Genomic DNA, 24,797 nt, shown 5'->3' with positions numbered 1-24,797 from the left:
ATCCCACCACTGATGTACGGCGCCCGTGCCTCGCGCGTCAGCCAGTCCTCGGCGCGCGGCGCGGACGCCGTTTGTGCCCGCAGGCATGCCCCATCCCCGGCAGCGCGTCGTACTCACAGGCCAGCGCGACGGTCACCGGACCCGAGCCCACGGTGGCCTCGAAGGCGGTCTCGAGCCCGTACGCGGGAGCGGTCACCGCGAAGCCGTGGTCGCGCAGCACATCGGCACACCACCCGGCGGCCCGCCGCTCCTCGAAGGCGCTCTCCGGGTGGCCGTGGATGCGCCGGCTGAGCCCGACGAGCTCTTCGCGCACCTGGCCGATCCGCGCCCGGATCCCCGCCTTGACCTGGTCCGCGCCGCCTGTCACGTCGTCTCCTCGCCGCTTCTGCCCGTCCTTGCCGGGACAGCTTAAGGGGGCTCAGTTCGAGAGCGTGGTCGTCAGGTGCGGCCCCAGGTAGCCGATCCAGATCTTGCCCGTGGCGCCGCCCGTGTCGTCGTGGAAGTGCAGGCGCGGAGAGACCGTGCCCTTGTGGTCCAGCTTGAGATGGGCGCCCATGAAGATCTTCTTCGTGGGGTTCACCGAGGCGGGGACCGGCAGCTCGCGCTGGGCGCGCATCTTCGCGTGCGATGCGACGGAGTCGGATTCGCGCAGCGCCACTTGGTTGGCGGAGACGGTGTACACACCCTGGGGCGGGGTCAGACAGAACTCGCGGAAGTTGCGGTCATAGCTCTCCTCCACGCGTCGGTGGGCGTAGTCGTTGAGCGCGCGGGCGGCACGCCACGCCTTGGCGGCCCAGGTGCTGGCCTTCATGTGGTCGTCGAGCTCCAGCGCGTCGTCGCGGCGGCCGCTGAACTCGACATAGGGGAGGCCGCCGAGAAGGTCCAGGAACGCTTCGATGGACAAGGGGTCGTCGTCGAGTTCGATCGAACGCCAGGCCTCCTCCGCCGCTTCGGCGGCGGACAGCCTGCGCTGGAGTTCGCGAACGCGCTGCTCGGCGAAGCTGAGCTGCCGCGTGGTGTGGTCGTGGTCGGCCACCTCGTCGTCCGCACGGCCGTCCGCTTGCTGGTACTGCACCTCGAGCTCCTGGGCGCGCAGCCGTTCGTGCCGCAACTCGCTCTCCAGGCGCTCCAGTTGCCGCACCGCGCCGGTCAGTGCCAAGGATGTCGTGCGCAGCTCGGCGCTGAGGGTGGCGCCGGCGTCGGCGTCCAGCGAGACGGTCTTGCGCGCCGACTCCTCCGCGCCGCGCAGCCTGCTCCACTCGGCCGGGTCGATCTCGGGGAACGCGTCGGCGCCCAGCGTCCGCGGGAGGGGTCTGCGGAGCGCCGGGGTGTGTCCGTTGAGGGTGAGGATGCGGTAGGCGGGACCCGGATCCTGGCGCAGGCGCTGGAACGACATGACGCGGTGCCGCCCGGAGTCGGCGGCCGACGCCGGGTCGACCCCGGTCAGGAACGTACGGACCGATCCGGGGCCGACACCGTGGAAGGTGAGCTCCCGGTTCAGCGCGGCGGCCGCCTCCGGGCTGAGGTGATAGACCATGGCGACGCCGCAGACCCTGCGGGCCAGCCTGCCCAACTCGCGTTCCCACTGCTCGTGTTCGGGCTGAGACGACCGGGACGACTGAGACGGCTGGGACGACTGGGACGACTGGGATGGCTGGACGGCGACAAGGACCGGGAGGGCGCGATCCGGTTCGCACAGCACATCGACGAGTTCCGCCACCTGCCGCGGGCCCACCCGCAGCGGCTGCGCGTCGACAGCGATCCCGGCGTCGTCGACCGGCAGCCGCTCGACCAGTTCGCGGATCAGCCGTGGCGGGTTCGTGCGCGGCCACGGCCTGCCGGGCTCCAGCAGGCACTCGAGCTCCACGGCCACCCACGCGCGTATGCCCCCGGCCGTGGAGTGTTCGGGCCGTGCCGCCGTGACGGTCGTGCGCCACGTACGCCCCTGCTCCGGCTCGACCTCGGTGAGCTGGGCGCGCATGCCCTGCTGTGTGCCGTCGTCACGGTAGGTCGAGGCGAACGAGAGCGTCGTACCGTCTCCGACACTGGACAGGCCGGAGGCCGGGCTCCAGGGGTAGCCCTTGGAGCTGAGCCAGTTGCCGAGGACCGCGCGCGACTGGTCGAAGACCTCGGCGGACGTGGTGTCGCGGATGGGCAGGACCACTCGGTACGCGAGTGGATCCGCGGCTCGTTCCTCGCTCATCGTGCTCCCGACTCCTCATTCCCCATCAGCAACTCCCCACTCCCGACTCCCCGTTCCCCGACGGGAATTCTGTCCGTCACCTGATCACTTGCCCTGATCACTTGCCCTGATCACGTCGCTCGTACGCGATACTCGGTTCGGTCCAGATGGCCCATGACGGTCTGATGCGCACGCCACCCGTCGGGGAACTTCGGCGGTACGTCGAGATGGACCGGCCGCGCGGTGGGATGGCGGTCGAGGAGGTCCCTGATGCCCGCCCGCGCCACCACGACACACGCGTACCGGTGCCGCGACAGCAGGACGCACAGCCGGCCCGTCTCCAAGTGGAACGCGGAGGCGTCCTGTCGGCCGGAGAGCGGATGCCAGACGAGCGTCACGTCGAACTCACGGCCCTGGAGCCGGTTGGCGGTGTCGACGGTGATGCCGGTCAGGCCGCGGGCCGCCAGCGAGCGCCGTACGGCATCCGCCTGGATCGTGCGGGCCGTGCCGATCGCGATGCGGGCCTTGTCCAGTGGCGTGCCGTCGGCGGACGCACCCCGTTCCAGGAAGCGGGCGGCCGTCGCCGCCAGGGCATCGGCCAGCTCCTGGTCGACGTCAAGGGTGTGGCGGGACGGGAGTTCCAGATAGCCCCAGCCGCCGTCGGCGCTCCGCGCCAGGACGTCGTCGAGCGGGGTCGAGGGGTGAGCCGCGGTCGCGTACGACAGGACGCGCTCGCCCGGCCGTGTCCCGGAGACGAAGGGGGAGAAGGGGTAGAACGCCTGCTCCACCAGGGGCGCCGCCGACGCCGGAAGGCGCCAGGAGACCGGCAGTTGGTGGCGCGCCAGGTCCGGGTTGTGGGCCAGGGTGACATCGACGGCATTGCGCAACGGATCCCAGGTCAGGCCGTGCCAGCGGTCCGTGTCGACGGTGGCGAACGGGTCGAGCTGGCCCGGATCGCCCACGAAGAGGACCTTCGACTCGGGGAGTGCGAACAGCGGGGCGGTCGCGAGGAGCGCGTCGGAGCGCATCTGGTAGGCCTCGTCGACGATCGCCCACCGCCAGGGCGGACACTTGTCGACGCTGACATACGACCACTTCGCCGCCGTGGAGACGACCACCGGCAGTTCGCGCAGCTCCAGCACGTCCGATGAGCCGACGACATCCGGGTGGCGTGCGACGCGCTCCGGCAGCGTGAAGCCGGACTTGTGGAGGCGGCCCACGGCGAGTCCGGGGTGTCGCGACGCCAGACGGTCCACCAGGTCGTCCACCTGCTCGTTCGTCTGGGCGACGATCATCACCTGGCGGCCGGTGGCCGTGAGGTGGCCGGTCGCGTTGACCACGAGCGTGGACTTGCCGGCGCCGGGCGGGGAGTCGACGACGACTCCGCGGCCCGGTGTGGAGTCCAGGTCGGCGAGGATGGCGCCGGCCGCCCGGTCGGCCCGCTCGGACGGGGGTGCGGTGGCCGTCATTCCCAGATCTCCTCGGCGTCCTCGTCGGTGGGCTCGTACGGGGCAGGCGGCCCGCCGTGCGTCCAGGGGGTGTCCTCCTCGGCGGGCAGCGGGGTGAGCATGCCGCGGGGGTCGAGGGTGCTGAACGTCAGCTGTTCGTCAAGCTCGGGGACGGTGCCGGCCGGCAGGGGCTTCTTGTAGCCCTGGCCAAGGCCCCCGGTGATCTCGACGAGGACCGCGCGGTGCTCCGCGTCGAGGGACACGATCACCGCCTTCTGGGAGGGGCGGGCCGGACAGCGGACGAGGTCTCCCACCGCCAGACGGACCGGCTCCCGCGTTCGCAGCGTGATCGTCGGGCGTCGGCGGGGAGTTCTGCCCGACGTGTCGAGCCGGTCCGGATCACGTTCCACCACTGTCCCGCTGAACGCCTCGCCCGTCAGCTCGTATTCGGCCATCACCAGCGGATCGTCGTAGGCGCGCTCGGCCTCGTACCGCGCGGTCGCCTCTTCGAGCCGGGCCAGCCTGCGGGCCGCGCCGACGGCGTGGTCACGGCGGGCCTGGGGGCGGCCGTCCTCGTCGAGATAGTCGGCGTAGGAGGTGAAGAGAGTGCGGTCCAGGGTCCAGCGGTCCGCGACGTGACGGCCGGCGGGCAGGGCGCGCAGCAGCTCGATGCCCCGCCACATCAACTGCCAGGTGGGCAGCAGCTGTCCGCGCAGTTCGAGGTCGATCTGCCGGGCCGCCGCCGCGCGGGCCGCGGTGGAGGACGCCGCACGGTGACGGGTCATCAGGTCGTAGAGCTGCTGGTCGAAGACCGGGTCGGTCGCGGGACCCGCGGGCGGGCACGCCGCCGGGTCCTCCGCGACCCGGGCCGCCTCGGCGCCGGTCCGCCCCGGCGGCGGGTCGATCCAGGCCAGCAAGGAGGCGAGGTTCGCGTTCTCGGCGGGGCTCTGGCCCGTGGCCCAATGGGCGGTCAGGGTCCGGGTCATGGCGAGCAGGGTGCTGGATCCGGGGAACTCGGCCGCGTCGGTGGCCCAGGTCAGCCACTTGCCCAAGGCGGGCACCGACGGGTCGACGGCGTGCGGACCCTCGGTCGCGCGCAGACGGGTCGAGCGGGCAAGGAGACGGAGGTAGGCGATCGCGTCCGTGGTGGGAACGAGGATCTGCGGTGCGCGCGTGGCACGTGTCCGCTCCTCTTGGGGACGTCCGGCCGTGTAGGTCTCCGTCGCGGAGCGGCACGCCTCGATGTGCGTGAGCAGCAGGCCCGCGAGTTCCGCACAGAAGGCGAACCGCGCGTCGCGGTTCTGTGGCTGATGCACCGTCAGCAGCACCGGGCGCTCGGGGTCGGTCCCGGCCATCGCGGCGAGCGGCGCGCAGGCCTCGCCCGCAAGCTTCAGGGGCACGAGGACGAACGGCCGCTCGTCCACGTGCTGGTGACGGACCGTCGACAGAGCTTCGGCGTGGCCCGTACGCGTGGCGTGCAGGGTGGCGACGGTGGTGAGCGTGCTCAAGCGGCACCTCCTCGGCGCAGGCGGCGCAGCCGGTCCGCGGCGCGCAGCAGGTCGACGGCGTCGGCCTCGGCGGGGCCCGGAGCGGTCGTGCCGTCGAGGTGGGCGAGCGCGGTGCGGGTGGAGTCGATGCCGGGCAGGCTGTCCCGCACACCGCTGCCGAGCCTGGCCGGTGACGCGCAGGCGGCGGCCTCGTCGCGGCAGTAGCGTGCCATCTCGCAGAAGGAGAGGCATCCGGGGACGTACGAGGCCTCCAACGCGGCGACGGAGGAGCCGAGTCGGTCCGGCTCCGCGTCGAGGTCGAACGTGGCCGTGGCGGGCAGCAGCGCGGCGATGTCATCGGCACGCCGGATGCGGCCCAGTTGGAACGAGAGGGCGTCCAACTCCTGCCGTACGTCGATGAGGTGGCCGCAGGGACGGTTGGCGAAGTCCTTGGGACAGATCAGCAGGAACTCGTGGGCGACCTGTCCGGAGTCCAGGCCCGCCGCGGCGAAGGCGCGGCGCAGGGCCAGGACATGGACCGCTGCCTGTTTGGCGGTCTGGGCCACGGCGACGGGGTCGGCCTGGCCGTCGATCGCGGCGAAGGACCTGATCTCGACCACGTAGAACCGTCCGCCGACGCGGTGGGTGAGCGCCTCGGGCTCCAGATAGGCGATGCGCCCGGCGACCTCGAGAGAGAGCACAGGGTGGTCGAGGATGAGCCGTGCGGCATCGCCCGCGGCCACATGCTCGATGAGGCGACGGGTCTCTCCCTCCCGTACGGCGAGCGAGGTGTTCCCCGCGACGTCGTTCAGATCGGCGACGGCCGCCTCCTCGACCGGGATCGCGAGACGCTCGCGGAGCAGACGGATCATCTCCGCGTACCCGCCCCACCTGACCAGCGACTCGAAGGACCGCTCCCGCGCGAGGGCGAACGGGGACTGGCCGAACCGGGGCTGATGGCCGATGCGGGTCGCAAGGGCCGCCTTGTCGACCCCGGCCGCGTCGAGGACGGCGCGACGGCCGCAGGCGGGGTTGGCGGTCAGGGCCGTGATCTTGCGTGCGGTGAACGCCTGCGGGTCGCCACTGCCGCGTAATTGGGCGAATCTGTCGGGCTGGCCGCCGGGGCGGCCGGGGTGGGACGGAGGCATGGCCACTTCTTCACGTTCGTCGCACCGTCGCCCCAGAGGGGTGGCGATGCGTCAGGTTCTGTGTGCGGTGGGTCAGGAGGTGCCGTCGGACGTGTCGCCCAGGACGTCGCGCAGGGCCGTCACGCCGAACAGTTGTTGTGCGTCGGACAGTTGGTCCCGTGCGCGCTCGGCTGCGGACCGGCGCTCCCCGTCATCGGCCGCGCGGTGAACGGCGGCCTCGTCCCGGGCGGACGCGATCACCCGGGCGGGGTCGGGTTCGCCGCCGTCGTACGCGCCGGGGATGTTGAAGGCGAAGCGGCGCAGCAACCGCAGGGCGTCGTCGGACGGTTGACGTCCGACGAGGGTGAGGCGCCGGATCTGCTCGCCGGTGCCGATGGCGTGGGCGAGGAAGTCCGCACGGGGGCTGAGCGGAGCGATGGCGCGCCGCTCCAGAGGCCAGGTGGAGACGGCCAGGAGACCGCGGGCGGGGCTGAGGCGGTCGTGGTTGAGGGCCGCGCAGATGTAGTACGGGCGGGCGTGCCCTTGCGAGGTGAAGGACCGTTCCTCGTCGCGGCGGAGGGAAGCCAGCTTGGTGGTGGCCAGTTGGCTCTCGAAGAACGCCTGGTACGTCGCGGAGATGAGCTTCGGCGACGCGGGGGCGCCGAGGATGGTCAGCGCCTGGTGGACCTGTTCGCGCACCGGGACGCCGACGGGTGGTCGCGGGTGTGCCGCGGAGAGGGGCCTCTCGGCCGGTGCCGCGGGTGTGGCGGGTTCCCCGCGCTCGGCTTCGGATTCGGCCTCGGCCTCGAGCGCGGCGTGCCAGGCGGCGTCCGCCTCACGCAGGGCTTCGCGCACGAGGGCGGCGCCTGCCTTGTCGCGGGTGCGCACGGCTTCGCGCAGCCGCCCTCTGAGGTCGGACATGCGCGCTTCGAGGTCTTCGATCGACGCGTCCATGCGGGGGAGAGTAGCGCGGGAGCCATGAAATTCCAATGTTTTCCAAACCACTTCCAAAGTTGGCGCCCGCGGGACTACGCTCCGCATCCATGACGCCCGAATCCGCAACCGCAGCAGCACCCGCATTAGCGTCGGCCCCCGGGCCATCGCCCGCCCCGGAAAGCCTACTGGGCCTCGTCATGGCGAAGTTGGCGGACTCGGGCATCGGCCAGGAGGCGAGCGACGTACTCCTGGAGGTCCTGGGCGGCGGGGCTCCCACGCACGCCGAAGTGCCGCGTGCCTATCTCCGGTCGGTCACCGTGGCAGGCTTCCGCGGCATCGGCCGCACCACCCGCCTGCCGCTCACGGCGGGCCCCGGCCTCACGCTGGTCACGGGCCGCAACGGCTCCGGAAAGTCCAGCTTCGCCGAAGCCGTCGAGATCGCGCTGACCGGAGACAACGCCCGCTGGCGTGGCCGCAGCGACATCTGGCGCAAGAGCTGGCGCAACCTGCACGAGGGAGTCACGCCGCAGGTCGCCGTCGAGTTGCTGATGGAGGGGGACACGGAGCCCGCGACCGTGCTGCGCGCCTGGAGCGGCGACGACGTCGCGGACTCGGCGGCCGAGTTCGAGCGGCCCGGATCCGACCCCGTGCCCTTCGACTCCCTCGGCTGGGCCCCGGTGCTCGCGACGTACCGGCCCTTCCTCTCGTACTCCGAACTCGGCCAGATGATCGGCGGCAGGCCGAGCGAGATGTACGACGCGGTCGCCTCGATTCTCGGACTCGAGCAACTCACCGCGGCGACGAAGCGGTTGCAGGAGAAGGCGCGCGAACTCGACGCCCCGATCAAGGCCGCCGCGGCGCAGCTCCCGGACCTGCTCGAGCTCTTGGGCGAGGTCAACGACCCGCGGGCCACGGAGGCGCTGGGCCTGCTGAGCAGTCGTACGAAGGACCTGGAGCGCGTGCGTGACATCGCGTCCGGCACCGGCGTCACCGACGACGCGGTCCTCGCCGACCTGCGCCGCCGCGCCGAACTCACCGGCCCCGACATGGAAGCGGTCGCCTCCGCCGCGCGGCGCGTGCGCTCGGCGGTGGCGGACGCCGAAGCCGTCCGGTCCACATCCGCCGAGGACGCCCGGCAGCGCGCCGACCTCCTGGAGCGCGCCCTCACCCACCAGCGGTCCCACCCCGGCGACGGGGCCTGCCCGGTATGCGGCGGCGAAGGACGGATCGACGACGAGTGGGCCGAGCGGGCCGACGAGCAGGCACGGCTGCTGCGCGCCGAGGCCGAGACCGCGCGGGCCGCCCGGCAGGAACTGGCCGATGCCGCACAGGCCGTACGGCACCTCGTCGTGCCGCCGCCCGGCTGGCTGGCGTCCCCGCTCGCCGACGCCTGGTCCGACTGGCTGGACTGCCGGGGCCTGACCGACGCGGAGGCACTCGCCGATCAGGCGCCCCGCGCCGCGCGCGTCGTCGCGGATGCCTGCCGCGTCACGCGTGAGGCGGCCGCCAAGCGCCTCGCCGACCAGGACGACTCATGGCGTGACCGCGCCGCGGCGCTGAGCGCCTGGCTCGACACGGCGTTCGCCGCCCAGGCCGCCAAGCCGCGCCTCGCCTCGGTGAAGGCGGCGCAGAAGTGGCTCAGGGCCGCGCACGACGAGATCCGTGCCGAGCGCATGCGGCCGATCGCGGACCAGGCGCAGTCCGTCTGGTCGCAGCTGCGCCAGCAGAGCAACGTATCGCTCGGTCCTGTGCAGTTGGGCGGCGCGGGCACCCAGCGCAAGGTCGCCCTCGACGTGACGGTGGACGACATCGACGCGCCGGCGCTCGGCGTCATGAGCCAGGGCGAGCTGTTCGCGCTGGCCCTCTCCCTCTTCCTGCCGCGCACCAAGCTGGCCGAGAACCCCTTCCCCTTCCTCGTCATCGACGACCCGGTGCAGTCCATGGACCCGGCCAAGGTCGACGGCCTGGCCCGCGTCCTCGCCGAGCTCGCCCGGACCCGGCAGGTGATCGTCTTCACCCACGACACCCGGCTGCCACAGGCCCTGAAGTATCTGCGGCTGCCCGCGACGATCCTCGACGTGGAGCGGCGTGAGCGGTCCGTGGTGCGGGTGCGGTCCGGCAGCGACCCGGTGCGGCAGGCCCTGCGCGACGCGAAGGCGCTGGCCCGCACCACGGACCTGCCCGCCCCCGTCACCGCACGCGTCCTGCCCGGACTGTGCCGCACGGCGCTGGAGGCCGCGTTCCTGGAGCCGGCCAGACGGCGCCTGCTGGCGCGGGGCCTCGCGCACGCGGAGGTGGAGCGGCGGATCGCCGCGGCGCACAAGCTGTCCGACCTGGCCTCCCTCGCCCTGTACGGCGAATCGGACCGGCCGGGCGAGGCGATGGGCGAGCTGTCGCGCAGGTACGGCGACGACGCCGGGGACATCATCCGCTGGTGCGTCAAGGGCGCCCACGAGGCCGTCCCCGTCAAGGACGTGGACGACACCATCCGTCGCATCACCGAACTGGCGACGGCGGTGCGTGCGCTGTGACCTCCGCCCTGCCCCCCGCCGCGTCCCCCGAGGACCTCCTCGCCGGCGCCGACCGTCTCCTCGGCACCGAGACATCCAGTACCACCGGCGTATGGCCGCGCGCGGCGGCCCTGCTGCTGCGCCACGCGCTCGAGGAAGCCCTGCGCCGCTACTGGCGCCGGGTCCGCCCCGAACTCGCACGCTGCCCGACACATGCCCAGGCCCTGTGCCTGGAGTCCTACGCGGACGCGCAGGTGGCCCGGCGCTGGTCGGCGGCCTGGGCGGGACTGAGCCGCGCCTGCCACTACCACGGATACGAACTCTCGCCCACCGCGGCGGAGTTGCGGGCCTGGCGGGACGAGACGGCCCACGTGCTCAGCGCGCTGCCGCAGTGAGCGTCGCGAGGCCCCGGCGCTCGGGGCCAGTTCGGCGACCTGTCAGACCGGCAGCAGCCGCCCGATCAGCGCACTGAGCTGCCGCGCGTTGCGGCACTCGTACATCTCGACGAGTTCGGCGTAGGTGCCGGCCACCGAGTCGCCGGTCTGCCACAGGGCCCGGCGTTCGGGGTTGAGCCAGTAGACCTGGCGGGCGCGCGCCGCGATGTCGCGCAGGGCGTGCACGTTCGGGTCGCTCATGTTCGTGCGGGCGTCGCCGAGGATGAAGACCGTACTGCGCGGGGTGATCGCCCGCGGATGGCACTCGGCGAACTCGCCCAGCGATGTGCCGTAGTCGCTGCCGCCGTGATAGCGCGTCACGGCGGCCCCGGAGATGATGCGGGTGCTCAGGCCCTCGGGGTCGGCCGAGCCGCGTGCGATGAGGTCGGTCACCTCGTCGACGCGGTTGACGAAGGCGAACACCCGCACCTTGCTGAACTGGTCGTGCAGCGCCTGCACCAGGAGCATCGTGAAGTTGGCGAAGCCCGCCACGGAGCCCGACACATCGCACAGGAGCACCAGTTCGGGGCGGGCGGGGCGCCGGCGGCGCAGCACCGGGCGCATCGGGACGCCGCCCGTGGACAGGGAGCCGCGCAGCGTGCGGCGCAGGTCGATCCGGCCACGGGCCGCACGGCGGCGGCGTGCGGCGAGCCGGGTGGCCAGTTTGCGGGCCAGCGGCTGCACGGTCCTGCGGAGTTCGTCGAGCTGGGCGCGGCCCGCGATCAGGAAGTCGACGCGGTCGGCGGTCGGGGCGATCGCCCGCCGCGCGATCTGATCCGCGCCACGCCTCTCGGCCACCCTGCGACGGGCCTCACCGCCCACCAGGGCGCGGAAGCCCTCGATACGGCGCCGGATCTCGTCCGCTTCGAGGCGGTCGGTGAACCCGGAATCGGCGGACCCGGGATCGGTGGAGCCCTCGCGGATGGCGGCCAGGACGCGCGCCAGGAGCGTCTCCGGGCGCAGGCGCTGGAGCGTCTGGTGGGACGACCAGCCGTCCGAGCCACCCGCTCCCTCCGAGCCGCCGGATCCACCGGACCCGTCCGCCCCCGGACGCGTGCCGTAGCCGCCCATGCCGTCCACCGCCTCCGCCGCCAACTGGGCCAGCAGCGCCTGGTCGTTGGCGGCGAGCGCGGCGGCGAGGCGGTCGCGCAGATCGTCCCTGTCGAAGTCACGCCCGGAGCCGTCCAGCGCGTCGGGAGCGCCGACCCCGCGCGGAAAGTACAGGTCGAAGACCGGATCGAAGACCGGGCGCTGTCCCTCGCTGTGCAGCAGCGCCGCCGCCAGGCCCTCGCGCACCCGCTCCCGGTCGCTCAGACCGAGGGCCTCGATGGCCTGCCCGGCGTCCACCGTCTCGCCCGTACCGATCCGGATGCCGTGCGAGCGCAGCGCCTGGACGAGGGCCGTCAGACGCTCCGGGACGCCGGTCGGGGACGGCGCGTTCACACGGCGTCCAGGTCCAGCTTGGCCGCCGCCTTCAGTATGTCTTCCTGGTGCTTGAGCACGACGCCGAGACTGTCGCGTACGACGTCCTCGTCCAGGGAGCCGGCGCCCAGGGCGAGCAGCGTGCGGGCCCAGTCGATGGTCTCCGCGACCGAGGGCACCTTGCGCAGGTCCATCGCGCGCAGCGCGCCGACCACGCGGACGACGGACCGGGCGAGCGTCTCGTCGAGCCCCGGCACCTTCAGCCGTACGATGCGGCGCTCCAACTCCTCCTCGGGGAAGCCGATGTGCAGGAAGAGGCAGCGGCGGCGCAGCGCCTCGGACAGCTCGCGGCTCGCGTTCGAGGTGAGCACGGTGAAGGGGCGCCGCGTCGCGGTGATCGTGCCGAGTTCGGGGACGGTGACCTGGAAGTCGCTGAGCACTTCGAGGAGCAGCCCCTCCACCTCGACGTCCGCCTTGTCGGTCTCGTCGATCAGGAGGACCTTGGGGTCGCTGCCGCGGATGGCGGTGAGCAGCGGGCGCGGGAGCAGGAACTCCTCGCTGAAGATGTCCGTACGCGTCTCGTCCCACGACTCGTCGCGCCCGGCGGTGATGCGCAGGAGCTGCTTGGCGTGGTTCCACTCGTACAGGGCGCGGGACTCGTCCACGCCCTCGTAGCACTGGAGCCGCACGAGCGTCGCGTCCGCGACCTGAGCCACCGCCTTGGCCAGCTCGGTCTTGCCTACGCCTGCCGGGCCCTCCACGAGGAGGGGCTTGCCCAGGCGGTCGGCGAGGAAGACGGTCGTGGCGACGGCCGTGGACGCCAGATACCCCGTCTCGGCGAGCCGCTCGGCGACATCGTCCACGGATGTGAAGAGCAACGGGGCCTCCGGGTGGGCACGGAACGACACGACGACTCCCGCCACTTGATCAGCCTCCGGGCCCCGTCCACAACGGGGCGGCCGTGTTTGCGGCGTACGTCACGTGGCGCCGCGGCACCGGCCGCCGACTGCTGGGTCTTGTCCTGAGACCCACAGGGGCCCTTGCTTCCTTCTCGTATCCTTGCGGCATGAGGCGGACCTCCTTTGCCGACTGGCCCTGCTCCATCGCCCGCACCATGGATCTGCTGGGCGACTGGTGGACTCCGCTGGTGCTGCGCGAGGCTTTCTACGGCATCAAACGCTTCGACGCCTTCCAGCAGGAGCTGGGCATCGCGCGCAACACACTGACCGACCGGCTGCGCCGCCTCGTCGACGAGGGTCTCCTTGAGAAGCGCGCCTATCAGAGCGAGCCGGTGCGCTACGACTACGTGCTCACCGAGAAGGGCCGCGACTTCTTCGGCGTACTCGCGGCGATGAACAGCTGGGGCAACCGCTGGCTGAGCGGCGACGAGGGGCCGCCGGTCGTCTTCCACCACGACCGCTGCGGGCACGAGGCCGCCGCCGAAGTGGTCTGCGCCCACTGCAAGGAGCCGATGACGGCCGCGGACACCCGCGCGCGCATCGGCCCCGGCTACCCGGCGCGGCTTGCCGAACGGCCGGACATCCAGGAGCGCTTCAGCCGCTGAACCTCCCCCGCACACCCTGCCCTGTACACCCTTGACGAGTGAGTCTATCTACGCAACTCTCGTGGTCGGCGAGGTGGATCGGCGACGACAGCTCAGCTACGACGACAGAGAGGCGACCCACGATGGAGTGGACAGGCGCGCGCTATGCGGACAAGCCGACGGCCGAGGTGCGCAGAGAGATCGCGGCGTCACCGGAACGCGTGTGGGAGCTGGTGGCCGACATCGGCCTGATGCCCACGCTGAGCACGGAGCTGCGGTCGGTGGAGTGGCTGGACGGGGCGACCTGGCCGGTGACCGGCGCCCGGTTCGTCGGCCGCAGCGAGCACGAGTCGTTCGGTACGTGGCAGACCACGTCGTACGTCGTGGAATGCGAGGCCCCGCGTGTCTTCTCCTGGGCGGTCGAGGACCCCGAACAGCCCAGCGCCCTATGGCGGTTCAGCCTGCGGGCGCGGGACGACGGCGGCACCGAGCTCACCCAGTGGATGCAGATGGGGCCGGGCCGTTCGGGGCTCTCCCACGCGATCGACCGGACGCCGGAGAAGGAACAGAAGATCGTCTTCGTACGGATGAGGGAGTTCGAGCGGAACATGGCGGCCACACTGGACGCGATCAAGGAGCTGGCCGAGGGAGCCCCGGCCGCCGCGGAGAGGCGGGGCGCCTGATGCGTACGTCGACGACGATCGAGGCCTCCGGGGCGAACTGGCGGGAGACGGTCGACTTCGTCACCGAGGCCGAGAAACTCGGGATGGACATCTGCTGGGTCGCGGAGGCCTGGGGCTCCGAAGCGCCGTCCCCGCTCGGCTACTTGGCGGCGCGCACGGAGCGGATGACGCTGGGCTCCGGGATCATCCAGCTCGCGACCCGGACCCCGGCGGCCATCGCCCGCGCGGCGATCACCCTCTCGAACATCTCCGACGGCCGCTTCATCCTCGGGCTCGGCCCCTCCGGACCACAGGTCATCGAGGGCCTGCACGGAGTGCCGTTCGCCCGCCCGCTGACCCGGATGCGGGAGACCGTGGAGATCGTCCGGCAGGCCGTCACGGGGGAGAAGATCTCGTACGCGGGACGGGAGTTCACCCTTCCGCTGCCCGGCGGCGACGCCAGGCCCATGCGCCTGTCGATGCGCGCCGAACACGACCTGCCCGTCTACCTGGCCACCCTCTCGCCCAAGATGCTGCGCCTGACCGGCGAGATCGCGGACGGCTGGCTCGGCACCAGCTTTGTGCCGGAGGGTGCGAAGGAGGCGTACTTCGACCACCTGGACGCAGGCCTCGCCGCCGCCGGGCGCACCCGCGCCGACCTGAACGTCTGCCAGGGCGCCGAAGTCGCCTTCGCCGACGACGAGGACGCGCTGCGCGCGATGGTGGCGGGCCGCAAGAAGGAACTCGCCTTCAGCCTGGGCGGCATGGGCTCCGCCACCACCAACTACTACAACAACGCCTACAGCAGGCAGGGTTGGGCCGAGACCGCCGCCGAGGTCCGCAGCCGCTGGCAGTCCGGTGACCGCGACGGCGCGACGGCCCTGATCACCGATGAGATGGTCCTCGCCACCACGCTCATCGGCACCGAGGACATGGTCCGCGCCCGGCTGCGGGTCTGGCGCGACGCGGGCGTGGACACGGTCCGCTTCTATCCGGCGGGCGAGAGCCTGGACGCGCGGCTCGCGACGCTGGGGCGGGCGATCGGGCTCGTCCGGGAGGTGGAGCGAGAGCCGGGCGCGCCTGCCGCCGTCGCGATGTGACCCGTGCCGGTTGATCGTCAACTCCCGCTCGTGCGAGGCCTGTTGGCTCATTGAACTCCACGACCTACCCTGGTAGACGCCGGAGGGGGGTCGCATGAGCGAGAGCGACGAGCACGTCCGGGACGGCCGACGGCCGGAACCTGCGGGGAAAGGCGAGCGGGTCGCCGACTGGGCGGACGGACGCCTCGGCATCCACACCGTGGCCAAGAGCCAGATGCGCAAGATCTTCCCGGAGCACGGGTCCTTCATGTTCGGGGAGATCTGCCTCTACAGCTTCCTGGTCCTGATCCTCACCGGGATCTATCTGACCCTCTTCTTCGAACCGAGCGGCACCGAGGTCGTCTACGACGGTGTCTACAAGCCGCTCAACGGCATCCAGATGACCCGGGCGTACGAGTCCACGGTCGACATCAGCATGGAGGTGCGCGGCGGTCTGCTGATCCGGCAGATCCACCACTGGGCCGCGGTCGTCTTCGTCGCCGGGATGCTCGTGCACATGATGCGGGTGTTCTTCACCGGGGCGTTCCGCAAGCCGCGCGAGCTCAACTGGCTGTTCGGCTGGACGCTGCTGTTCCTCGGCATCATCACCGGCCTGACCGGCTACTCGCTCCCGGACGACCTGCTCTCCGGCACCGGCATCCGCTTCGCGCAGGGCGCCATCCTGTCCGTCCCGGTCATCGGGACGTATCTCTCCTTCTTCCTCTTCGGCGGGGAGTTCCCGGGCGACGACATCATTCCGCGGCTCTTCAGCCTGCATGTGCTGCTGCTGCCGGGGATCATGCTGGGGCTCGTCCTCGTCCATCTGATCCTGGTCTTCTACCACAAGCACACGCAGTTCCCCGGGCCCGGAAGGGCCGAGAAGAACGTGATCGGGGTGCCCTTCTTTCCGAACTACGTCGCCAAGGCCGGCGGCTTCTTCTTCCTCGTCTTCGGTGTCCTCGCGGTCATGGGCGCGGTCGCCACCATCAACCCCGTGTGGGCGATGGGGCCCTACCGTCCCGACCTGGTCTCCACGGGAGCCCAGCCCGACTGGTATCTGGGCTTCTCCGAGGGGCTGATCCGGGTGATGCCCAGCTGGGAGATCAACGCCTGGGGGCACACGCTCCAACTCGGCGTCTTCATCCCGTTCTCGCTCTTCCCGCTGATCATGGTGGCGATCGCGGTCTATCCGTTCGTCGAGGCCTGGGTCACCGGTGACAAACGGGAGCACCACATCGGGGACCGGCCGCGCAACGCACCCGTGCGCACCGGGATCGGCGTGGCCTGGCTGACGCTGTTCGGCGTGCTGATGATCGGCGGCGGCAACGACCTGTGGGCCACGCACTTCCATCTCTCCATCAACGCGATCACCTGGTTCGTACGGATCGCCTTCTTCGCCGGACCGGTCATCGCCTTCCTCGTCACCCACCGATGGTGCATGGGCCTGCAGCACCGGGACCGCGAGAAGGCGCTGCGGGGGCGGGAGAGCGGCACGGTCAAACGCCTGCCGCACGGCGAGTACGTAGAGGTCCACATCCCGCTCTCACAGGGCGAGTTGCACACCCTCACCGCGCACGAGCAGCCCAAGCCGTACGAGCTCGGGCCGCTGGTCGACGCGAACGGCGTGGCCCGCAAGGTCACCCGGGGGGAGCGGCTGCGGGCGCGCCTGGGGCGGGCCATGTACGGGCCGTCGGCCCAGGTGCCCAAGGCGACCCCCGAGGAGTACCTGGAGATCCAGCGGGGTGGTGACTCCCATCACTGACGGGGGCTGATCGTGCCACGCGGCGGCGGCGCTGCGGATAGCCTCGCGGAGTGGACCAAGTAGCGGACAAGACGCCGAAGTTGTACGCCATCAGCGATCTGCACGTGGCGTACGACGAGAACCGGAAGTTCCTCGAGTCCCTGCGCCCGCAGACCGACGAGGACTGGCTGATCGTCGCCGGGGACACCGCCGAGCGCCTGGCCGACGTCGAATGGGCGCTGCGCACCCTCACCGACCGGTTCGCCAAAGTGGTGTGGACACCGGGGAACCACGAGCTGTGGACACACCCCAGCGATCCGGTCAAGCTGCGCGGCGAGGCACGCTACCGCCATCTCGTCGAACTCTGCCGGGAGTTGGGCGCCGCGACCCCCGACGACCCCTACCCCGTGTGGCGCGGCGCGGGCGGCCCGGTCACGGTGGCCCCGCTGTTCCTCCTCTACGACTACACGTTCCGCCCCGAGGGCACGCACACCAAGAGCGAGGCGCTGGAGGCCGCCCACGCGGCGGGCGTCGTCTGCACCGACGAGATGATGCTGCACCCCGACCCCTACCCCGCCCTCGACGACTGGTGCCGCGCCCGCGTGGCGTTCACCGAGGAACGCCTGGCCCAGCGGCCCCCCGGCCTGCCCACGGTCCTGATCAACCACTGGCCCCTGGTGCGCCACCCCACGCGGATCCTGCACTACCCGGAGTTCGCCCTGTGGTGCGGCACCGAACTGACCGCCGACTGGCACATCAAGTACGACGCGGCAGCCGTCGTCTACGGGCACCTCCACATCCCCCGCACCACCTGGCACGACGGCGTCCGCTTCCAGGAGGTCTCCGTCGGCTACCCCCGCGAGTGGACCCGCGACCACCACCCCGCCCCGAGGCTGCGCCAGATCCTGCCGGAGCCGGGCGACGGGGCGTGAGGGATGCGGGGCGTCCGTGCGGGATGCGGGTGGTCCGTGCGGGATGCAGGCCGTCTCAGTCCTGTGCGCCGCCGGCCGTCGCCTCCATCTGGAGGTCGGCGGCGCGGCCGAACTCGCGGAGCCAGTCGGGGCGTACGGCCGCCATGCCGAAGCCGACCGGGGTCTTGAGCGGGCCGTGTGAGAGGTCCTCCTCGCGGTAGCGGTGGCAGTCGCGGTGCCAGGTGTAGATGCCCGCCATCCAGTTCTCCAGCTCGCGTACGTAGCCGTCGAGGATGTTCCGTGTCTCCTGGGGGAGGTCGAAGTCGTCGTAGAGGACCGGGAGTTCGTGGGTGACCACGTGCTGGAACTGGCTCAGGCGTGACTTCATCAGGTCGTCGATGATGCCCAGAGCCGTCGGATAGTCGACGTCGAAGAAGTTCTGGACGACGAGGACGCCGTTGTGCACCTCGCCCTCGTACTCGATCTCCTTCTGGTACGAGAAGACGTCGTTCATCAGGGCCGAGTAGTCGATCGCCGAGTTCTCCAGGTTCTGCATCGGGCCCGTGCGGTAGATCTCCTGGGGGACCTGGGGGCCGTTGCCCAGGCGGCACAGGCTCATGGTGAGCGGGGCGCCGAAGGTGAGGCGGCGCATCTCGATGTAGTCCACGGGGTCGGGGACGCGGTGCATGGCCTGGTTGTCCAGCTCCCAGAGCCAGCTCTCCGTCATGACCTCGATGGAGGTGCGCAGGGTGCGGCGTGCCTCCTCGTCCATCGGGGCGGCCGTGCGCTGCCACAGGTCCGCCAGGCCCCGCTCCAGCGCGTTCGCCGGCACCGGCATGTCGGCGAAGTCCAGCGGCATGAAGAGGGAGAGGCGCTCGTTGCAGAGCTTCGCGCCCGCCAGGTCGCGGGGCCTGCCGAAGACCACCGGGAAGTAGTCGTCCCCGTAGGTGCCCCAGGTCAGCCACTGCGAGCCCAGATCCAGGGCCTCCAGGTCCGCGTCCGGGTGGAGGCCCGCAGCGCAGAGCGGGAAGTCGTAGCCGTACAGCTTGCGCGCGTCCCAGATGTCCGAGCTCGGCACGCCCAGCTGAGGTTCCAGCATCCCCATCCGCGACGCCCACTCCACACAACGCGGGCGTGCCGCCTCCAGGTGAGGCGAGAGCGTTGTCTTGTAGGGGAGGTTGAAGTCCGGGAGGCGGGATGGACCGACCCGTTGGAAGGGGATGTGCGTGTGGCCGCGCAGCCGCTCCGCGCCCGTGGCCGACAGGAGCGCCTTGATGCCGGCGGCCGACGTGCCCAGGCCCGAGGGGCCGGAGAGCGGAGAGGCCGCGGCGGCGACTTTCTCGTTCATGTAGCGGCTGGAGACCATGTGCCACTCGTGCCCGCCGGACTGCCAGTCCTGAAGCCCCTTGGCGTACGCGAGGACGTCCGCGCACTCCTTCGCGGGGAGCCCGGTGGAGGCGAACAGCGGGGCCAGTTCGGTGAGCGTGGTGGCCTCGAACTGCTGCATCCGCGAGGTCAGGAGATCGTTCACGGCGTTCGCCGCCTCCTGCGTCGTGCAGTGCAGGAACTTCTCCAGGACCAGGACACCATTGGAGAGTTCGCCCTCGTCCTCGATCTCCCGCTGGTACGAGAAGAGGTCGTTGCGCAGGTGGACGGCGTCGGAGAACGTCTCCTTGAGGACCCGCAGCGGCCGGGACTCCGCCACGGCCGGCGGCACTTCGGCGCCCGTCGCGTACTCGATGAGCCCCGCCGACCAGGGCGCGCCGCCCACCTTGCGGCGCATCTCGATGTACTCGACGGGGTTCGCGATCCGCCCCTCGTTGATGTTCGAGAGCTCCCACAGGGATTCGTTCAGCAGGTTCTTCGTGCTCTCGGCGAACCGTTCCCTCCAGCCCCGCGACATGTGCGGAACCGTCCGCGCCCAGAGATCCGCGAGCCCCGCCTCGACCGGATTGGTCGGCTCCGGCACGGGCGTGGACAGGTCCATGGGCATGAAGGCCGGCAGCCGGTCGAGATAGGCCTTGCCGCCCTCGCGGTCCTGGGTGCGTTTGAAGAGTTCGAGGAAGTGGTCGTCGAAGAAGAACACCCACACATACCAGTCGGTGACCAGGGACAGCGCGGGGCCGTCGCAGTCGGGGTGGGTGTAGGCGCACAGGAGCGGATAGTCGTGGGCGTCCAGATCGCTCTCCTCCCAGACCCCCGAACCCTCCAGCATCCCCATGCCGCGTGCCCACTTCTTGGAGTGCGCCTTCGCCTCTTCCACATGCGGATTGAGACGGGCGGGATGAACCATGTAGAAGCTGGGCAGGTCGAACGGCTGTGACATACGGTCAAGTTCTCCTCGCGCGGCGGCATATGGGCAGCTCAGCACTACCCCCCGCGGCGCCGGACGATGCGGCGGCCGCAGAGGTCTCACACCATCGCGTGATCCATGGAGTTCAAACCCAGTTCATGGAGCAGGCGGCGGGCTCGCCCGGTGTGCCGTCGGGGGCGACCGGCGTGAGGGTCAGCTCCGTGGCCGCCTCGTTCCCGTGCCGCCGCAGCGACTTCACGTAGTACACCTCGTCGTAGATCCGCCCGAGCCACTCGTCCCCCCGGCGCAGGTCGTAGTACCAGACCTGTGCGGGGTCGGCGATGCGCCAGGAGAGGAAGGCCTCGGCCGTGTCGCCGGCTACGTACGCGGTGTCGACCTGAAAGGCCTCGGGGCATGACGGTGCGATGAACTCGCCGTCCCGCAGGGTGAGTTCGCCGAGGTGGACCGGAGATGCCGTGCGCACCGCCAGCGCCGCGATCGTGCGGTCGCGAAACTGCGTGAGCGGGTGGGTGGACGTACGCCATCCGGTGGTTTCGGGGGCCTCGCGCTCGGTCAGCCACACGAAGCGCGCCGGATCGTCGGTGAAGAGCAGCCCCACCTCCAGCGCGCCCGCGTTCCCCGCGTACGTGACCGAGACCCTCTCCGCGCCCGTGCGCACCGCGAGCTCCGTCTTGTAGAGGCGGACCGTCGCACCGCCCGGAAGGCGCAGCGAGCAGCCGCCGTCGTACGCGCGCGTGTAGTCGAAGTCCGGCGGCGCGTCCCCGCCCCGCGACCAGAACTGCCAGGTGGGCAGGACGTCCTGGACCGACGCGTTGTACCAGTCGGCGTGGCTCGCCCGGCGCCCCGCCAGGAAGAAGCCGCGGCCGTGCCCGGTGTTGAAGCGGGTGACGAAGGGGAACGCGCCGATCACCGATCGCTCGGTGACGTAGTGCGCCACGCCGTCCCACTTGAGGTGGTTGCCGGGTTCCGGGGCACCGGGCTCGTGGGGCAGGGCGCGGCCGGTCCGCGTGGGATCGGCGGCCGGGCCCGACCAGTAGCGGCGCTCACGGTCGAAGACGGCGTCCTGCGCGTCCGGGTCCTCGTGACCGGGATGCAGCTCCCAGACGAAGTGCGAACCGAACAAGGCCCAACTGGTCCTGGCCGGGCGGTCGTCGGGGAAGACCAGGCGCGGGTCGTACTCCGGGTCGAAGCCGAACTGCTCGTTCTCCGTGCCGTGGAAGACCGCCTCGTACGGGTCGCGGCCGAGCCGCAGCGCCGTGGCCCGGGAGGTCTCGACGCCGGCATCGGTCATCCAGTAGTTGGCGAAGAAGCTGTCGGCGCCCGCCTCCAGCCAGGGGGCGTTCTCCTCGTTCAGGTGGTTCAGGTAGTCGAGCCCGCCGTCGGGCCGGATCGTGTCGTACCACTGGATGTGGAAGCCCTCCGGAGCGCGGGACCGCAGATATCCGAGCAGCTCGCACAGCCGTTTCGCCTCGTCCGGCGGGGTCTCGGCCTCGTGATTGATGAAATAGCCGTCGAACCCGAAGTACGCGGCCATCTCGATCATTTTGTCCGCCACGGGGTACGAGCCGTCCGCGTGCCGTTCGAGATACGGGGCGAACGCGCCGGGCCGCGGCCAGAACCAGCAGCCGAGACTTCTGACGCCATTGCGGTGCGCCGCGTCCGTGTAGGCGGGATTGGGCGGGTTGACCAGTCCGTGGACCGGTTCGGCCACCGGCGATCCGTCGACGGGCAGACCGTGCCAGGAGCCGTAGAAGTCCGTGTACTGCCAGAAGCGGAGCAGCCTGCGGGCGAAGGAGTCGTCGTACTTCCGGGCGGTGAGGAACGCCCCGTCGTAGTCGTTGCAGAGGTTCATCACCTGGGCGCCGGTGGGGAGTTCGGGCCGGGCCTGGGTGGCGGGGAAGGGGGCGATGCGGGGCGCGAGCGGAACGCGTGAGCGGAAGTAGCGGGCCCAACGGTCCGACTGCGGGCTCCAGTTCTTCAGCGCCTCGGCGTCGTAGCCGTGCATGAAGGGCTGATGGCCTGGTTCTGGGCTCATCCGGGTGAGAGTGAAGCAGAAACACGCCCTCGTCAATACCCTTAACGGCACCGGAATTTGTATTCTCACGCCCCCTTGTCGCGGGCACCTTTAGCGCTTTAGCCTGCTCGCCCTCAAGCGCTTTAGCCAGGCGTCGGTCAACCAACGGTCAGTCAAACGGTCAGCCAAACGGTCAGTCAACGCGAGGGGAGGTCACGCATGCGTCGCACTCCGGCACGGCGCCCCACCATCAAGGACATCGCCGTGCGGGCCGGTGTCTCGGAGAGCGCCGTCTCCTTCGCGCTCAACGGACGGCCCGGAGTCTCCGAGTCCACCCGCGACCGCGTCCGCAGGGTCGCCGAAGAGCTCGGCTGGCGTCCGAGCGCCGCCGCGCGGGCCCTCTCCGGCGAAGGCTCGGGCACGGTCGGGCTCGTCCTGGCCAGACCGGCGCGGACGCTGGGCGTCGAGTCGTTCTTCCTCCAGCTCGTCTCCGGCATCCAGGAGGTGCTCTCGCGCCGCAGGCTCGGGCTGCTCTTCCAGGTCGTCGAGGACATCGACGCGGAGTGCGCGGTCTACCGCCGCTGGTGGGCCGAGCGCCGGGTCGACGGCATGCTCGTCGTCGACCCGCGCGGCACGGACCCCCGGCTCCCGCTCCTCGACGAACTGGGGCTGCCCGCGGTCGTCGTGGGCACCCTGCCGGAGCCGCACACCGACTACCCAGGCATCTCCAACCTCTGGGCCGACGACGCCCTGGCCATGGCCTCCATCGTCGACCACCTGTACGCCCTCGGCCACCGCCGCATCGCCCACGTCGCCGGGCTCCCCGAACTCACCCACACCAGGCGGCGCATCCGCTCCCTGCGGGCGGAGGCCGACCGGCGCGGCCTGACCGACGTGCACTCGCTCACCACGGACTACTCCGACACCCAGGGGGCCGAGGCCACCCGCCGGGTCCTGGCGGGGGAGCAGCGGCCCACCGCGATCGTCTACGACAACGACGTGCTGGCCGTCGCCGGTCTCGGCGTCGCCGCCGAGCACGGCATCTCCGTACCCGCAGAGCTTGCGATCGTCGCCTGGGACGACTCCGTCCTGACCCGCTCGACCCACCCCGCGCTCACCGCCCTGGTCCGCGACACCGCCGTCTACGGCGGGCACGCGGCCGAGCAGCTGATCGCCCTCCTCGACGGCGGCCCCGCCGTCCGCGTCCAGGACCAGCTCCCGCACTTGGAGGCGCGCGGCAGCACCGCAGCCCGCGCCGCCCCCTGAGCACCGCCCCTCACACGTACGTCCCCGCGTTCAGACAACGTTGCCATTGCTGCCGATCCGGAGGTATCAACCCGCCATGAAGTGGACCAGACTGGGCGTCACGGGCGCGGCCGCTCTCGCGCTCGCCGTCACCGCAGGCTGTTCGGCGACCCCCACCGCCTCCGGCGGCAAGGGCACCGACTCGCTGACCGTGAACATGGGCTTCTCCGGCAACACCATCGCCCGAAACTTCAGCCCGTTCTCGGTGAAGGCCAGCCAGGGCACCTTCGGCTTCCAGTACGAGCCGCTGTTCTCCTTCAACAACCTCCAGGGCGGCAAGTTCGTCCCCTGGCTCGCCACCAAGTACGCCTGGTCCGACGGCGGCAAGAAGATCACCATCGATCTCGACAAGCGCGCCAACTGGAGCGACGGCACCGAGCTGACCGCCAAGGACGTCATCTTCGCCTTGGAGTACGTCACGAAGCAGGACCTGCCGGTGGACTGGAGGTTCGAGTACGAGAAGGCGACCGCGACCGACGACCACACCGTCGTCATCACCTTCGACACCCCCGGCTACGCCCGCCTGCGCAACATCGGCTCCATCCGCCCCGTCCCCGCCAAGATCTGGAAGGGCAAGGACGGCAAGACCTTCACCAACCCCGATCCGGTGGCGAGCGGCCCCTACAAGCTCAAGCGGTACGCGGCCCAGCAGCTCACCTTCGAGGCCAGGGACGACTACTGGAAGCAGAAGGTGCCGGTGAAGACCCTCAAGGCGCCGGTCGTCTCCTCGTCCTCCGAGATAGGAAAGCTGCTCAGCGGCGAGGTCGAGTGGAGCGGCGGAGCCGTCCCCGACGTGAAGAAGAGCTACGTCGACAAGGACCCGGCGAACCACCACGCCTGGTACCCCACGTACGGCGGCACCTACATGTTCTTCAACCACAAGAAGGCGCCGTTCAAGGACGTCCACGTCCGTAAGGGTCTCTCCCTCGCCGTCGACCGCTCCGAGCTCGCCGACCTCGGCAACCCGGGCATGCTCAAGCCGCTCAACCTCACCGGCCTCGACACCAAGACGCAGGGCAAGTGGATCGACGGCAAGTATCAGGACGCCGATCAGCCCGAGCCCGAACTGGCCGAAGCCGAAACGGAGTTCGCCAAGGCCGGCTACGAGATGAAGGACGGGAAGCTCGTCGGCAAGGACGGCAAGCAGCTCAGCTTCACGATCCTCGAAGTGACCGAGTTCGCCGACTCCATCCAGCGGGACAAGGTCCTCGCACAGGAGCTGAAGAAGGCCGGCGTCAAGGTCGAGGTCCAGCCCATGCCCAGCGCCCAGCTGGACACGGCGCGCCAGCAGGCCAAGTTCGACGTCCTGGTCGGCGGCGCCGTCTTCTACAACACGCCGTACAACTTCTACCGGGACATGCTGCACAGCGACAACGTCGGCATCTGGACCAACTACGGCCACTACAAGAGCGCCAAGGCCGACGGCATCCTCAAGGAGATGGAGCGCGCGGGCGACGACGCGACCATCAAGAAGCTCTCCGCGAAGCTGCAGAAGCTGATGATCGACGAGGTGCCCGCCGCCCCGCTCATCACCAACGGCGCCTCCGCCCAGTACAACAGCAAGAACTGGACCGGCTGGCCCGACGAGAAGAACCCCTACGCCATCCCCGCGCCCTGGGCGGGCCCCACCGACATGGTGCAGACGATCCTGTCCCTCCGCCCGGCGAAGGCGGGCTAGGCAC

General features: G+C 70.9%; 18 protein-coding genes and 1 pseudogene. 9 read left to right on the top strand and 10 right to left on the bottom strand.

The features are described from left to right. Positions 1-73: 73 nt before the first annotated feature. From E2651_RS08945 to E2651_RS08920, 6 genes and pseudogenes are all read right to left on the bottom strand, one after another. Positions 74-334 (bottom strand): annotated as a pseudogene (locus tag E2651_RS08945) (amidohydrolase); the annotation flags it as partial. An 84-nt stretch (positions 335-418) separates the two neighbouring features. Beyond that, positions 419-2,203 carry a hypothetical protein gene (locus tag E2651_RS08940; protein ID WP_135330491.1) on the bottom strand — a complete coding sequence of 595 codons (1,785 nt, stop codon included), beginning with the start codon at positions 2,201-2,203 and terminating at the stop codon, positions 419-421. Between the two features lie 110 nt (positions 2,204-2,313). Continuing rightward, positions 2,314-3,651, bottom strand: coding sequence for an AAA family ATPase (locus tag E2651_RS08935; RefSeq protein ID WP_135330490.1), 1,338 nt, complete (start codon positions 3,649-3,651; stop codon positions 2,314-2,316). Continuing rightward, positions 3,648-5,138: a hypothetical protein gene (locus E2651_RS08930; protein WP_135330489.1), complete on the bottom strand. Its 1,491-nt coding sequence runs from the start codon at positions 5,136-5,138 to the stop codon at positions 3,648-3,650. Before E2651_RS08930 ends, E2651_RS08935 begins: the two co-directional genes overlap by 4 nt. Next, complete coding sequence (locus tag E2651_RS08925) at positions 5,135-6,265, bottom strand: hypothetical protein (RefSeq protein WP_135330488.1); 1,131 nt, start codon at positions 6,263-6,265, stop codon at positions 5,135-5,137. Before E2651_RS08925 ends, E2651_RS08930 begins: the two co-directional genes overlap by 4 nt. Before the next feature lie 72 nt (positions 6,266-6,337). Then, complete coding sequence (locus tag E2651_RS08920) at positions 6,338-7,198, bottom strand: hypothetical protein (RefSeq protein ID WP_135330487.1); 861 nt, start codon at positions 7,196-7,198, stop codon at positions 6,338-6,340. A gap of 179 nt (positions 7,199-7,377) precedes the next feature. On the opposite strand from E2651_RS08920, the gene E2651_RS08915 reads away from it, so the two are divergent. Together E2651_RS08915 and E2651_RS08910 are read left to right on the top strand one after the other, a co-directional pair. Further along, a complete protein-coding gene (locus E2651_RS08915; protein ID WP_167828743.1) occupies positions 7,378-9,711 on the top strand; it encodes an AAA family ATPase in 2,334 nt (777 codons plus the stop codon). After that, positions 9,708-10,085, top strand: a complete 378-nt coding sequence (locus E2651_RS08910; protein ID WP_135330485.1) for a hypothetical protein — start codon at positions 9,708-9,710, stop codon at positions 10,083-10,085. The genes E2651_RS08915 and E2651_RS08910 overlap by 4 nt, the downstream gene beginning before the upstream one ends. A gap of 42 nt (positions 10,086-10,127) precedes the next feature. Here E2651_RS08910 and E2651_RS08905 read toward each other — a convergent pair whose 3' ends face one another. Beyond that, positions 10,128-11,567: a VWA domain-containing protein gene (locus E2651_RS08905; RefSeq protein ID WP_135330484.1), complete on the bottom strand. Its 1,440-nt coding sequence runs from the start codon at positions 11,565-11,567 to the stop codon at positions 10,128-10,130. After that, a complete protein-coding gene (locus tag E2651_RS08900; protein WP_135330508.1) occupies positions 11,564-12,424 on the bottom strand; it encodes a MoxR family ATPase in 861 nt (286 codons plus the stop codon). Before E2651_RS08900 ends, E2651_RS08905 begins: the two co-directional genes overlap by 4 nt. Positions 12,425-12,612: 188 nt before the next feature. On the opposite strand from E2651_RS08900, the gene E2651_RS08895 reads away from it, so the two are divergent. The 5 genes from E2651_RS08895 to E2651_RS08875 all read left to right on the top strand — a co-directional run bounded on the left by E2651_RS08895 (position 12,613) and on the right by E2651_RS08875 (position 17,503). Beyond that, positions 12,613-13,110 (top strand): helix-turn-helix domain-containing protein, encoded by a 498-nt coding sequence (locus E2651_RS08895; protein WP_135330483.1) that lies wholly within the window; start codon positions 12,613-12,615, stop codon positions 13,108-13,110. 122 nt (positions 13,111-13,232) lie between these two features. Then, positions 13,233-13,772, top strand: a complete 540-nt coding sequence (locus E2651_RS08890) for an SRPBCC family protein (RefSeq protein WP_135330482.1) — start codon at positions 13,233-13,235, stop codon at positions 13,770-13,772. Next, the gene (locus tag E2651_RS08885) at positions 13,772-14,851 is read left to right on the top strand and encodes an LLM class flavin-dependent oxidoreductase (protein ID WP_135330481.1); all 1,080 of its coding nucleotides are present in this window, start codon (positions 13,772-13,774) and stop codon (positions 14,849-14,851) included. Before E2651_RS08890 ends, E2651_RS08885 begins: the two co-directional genes overlap by 1 nt. 94 nt (positions 14,852-14,945) lie before the next feature. After that, complete coding sequence (locus E2651_RS08880) at positions 14,946-16,592, top strand: cytochrome bc complex cytochrome b subunit (RefSeq protein ID WP_135330480.1); 1,647 nt, start codon at positions 14,946-14,948, stop codon at positions 16,590-16,592. Between the two features lie 50 nt (positions 16,593-16,642). Further along, complete coding sequence (locus E2651_RS08875; RefSeq protein ID WP_135330479.1) at positions 16,643-17,503, top strand: metallophosphoesterase; 861 nt, start codon at positions 16,643-16,645, stop codon at positions 17,501-17,503. A gap of 55 nt (positions 17,504-17,558) precedes the next feature. Here E2651_RS08875 and E2651_RS08870 read toward each other — a convergent pair whose 3' ends face one another. Beyond that, a complete protein-coding gene (locus E2651_RS08870) occupies positions 17,559-19,808 on the bottom strand; it encodes a terpene synthase family protein (RefSeq protein WP_135330478.1) in 2,250 nt (749 codons plus the stop codon). Positions 19,809-19,920: 112 nt separating this feature from the next. Further along, positions 19,921-21,831 (bottom strand): hypothetical protein, encoded by a 1,911-nt coding sequence (locus E2651_RS08865; protein ID WP_135330477.1) that lies wholly within the window; start codon positions 21,829-21,831, stop codon positions 19,921-19,923. A 198-nt stretch (positions 21,832-22,029) separates the two neighbouring features. Between E2651_RS08865 and E2651_RS08860 the strand changes: the two genes are divergently transcribed. Next, positions 22,030-23,076, top strand: a complete 1,047-nt coding sequence (locus tag E2651_RS08860) for a LacI family DNA-binding transcriptional regulator (RefSeq protein WP_135330476.1) — start codon at positions 22,030-22,032, stop codon at positions 23,074-23,076. Between the two features lie 76 nt (positions 23,077-23,152). Further along, on the top strand, positions 23,153-24,793 hold the full coding sequence (locus E2651_RS08855) for an ABC transporter substrate-binding protein (RefSeq protein ID WP_135330475.1): 1,641 nt from the start codon (positions 23,153-23,155) through the stop codon (positions 24,791-24,793). Positions 24,794-24,797 lie beyond the last annotated feature (4 nt).

The organism is Streptomyces sp. MZ04, assembly GCF_004684775.1.
GTDB lineage: Bacteria > Actinomycetota > Actinomycetes > Streptomycetales > Streptomycetaceae > Streptomyces.
Note: the sequence above shows the minus strand (reverse complement) of the source record. Positions and strands in the feature narration are given on the sequence as shown.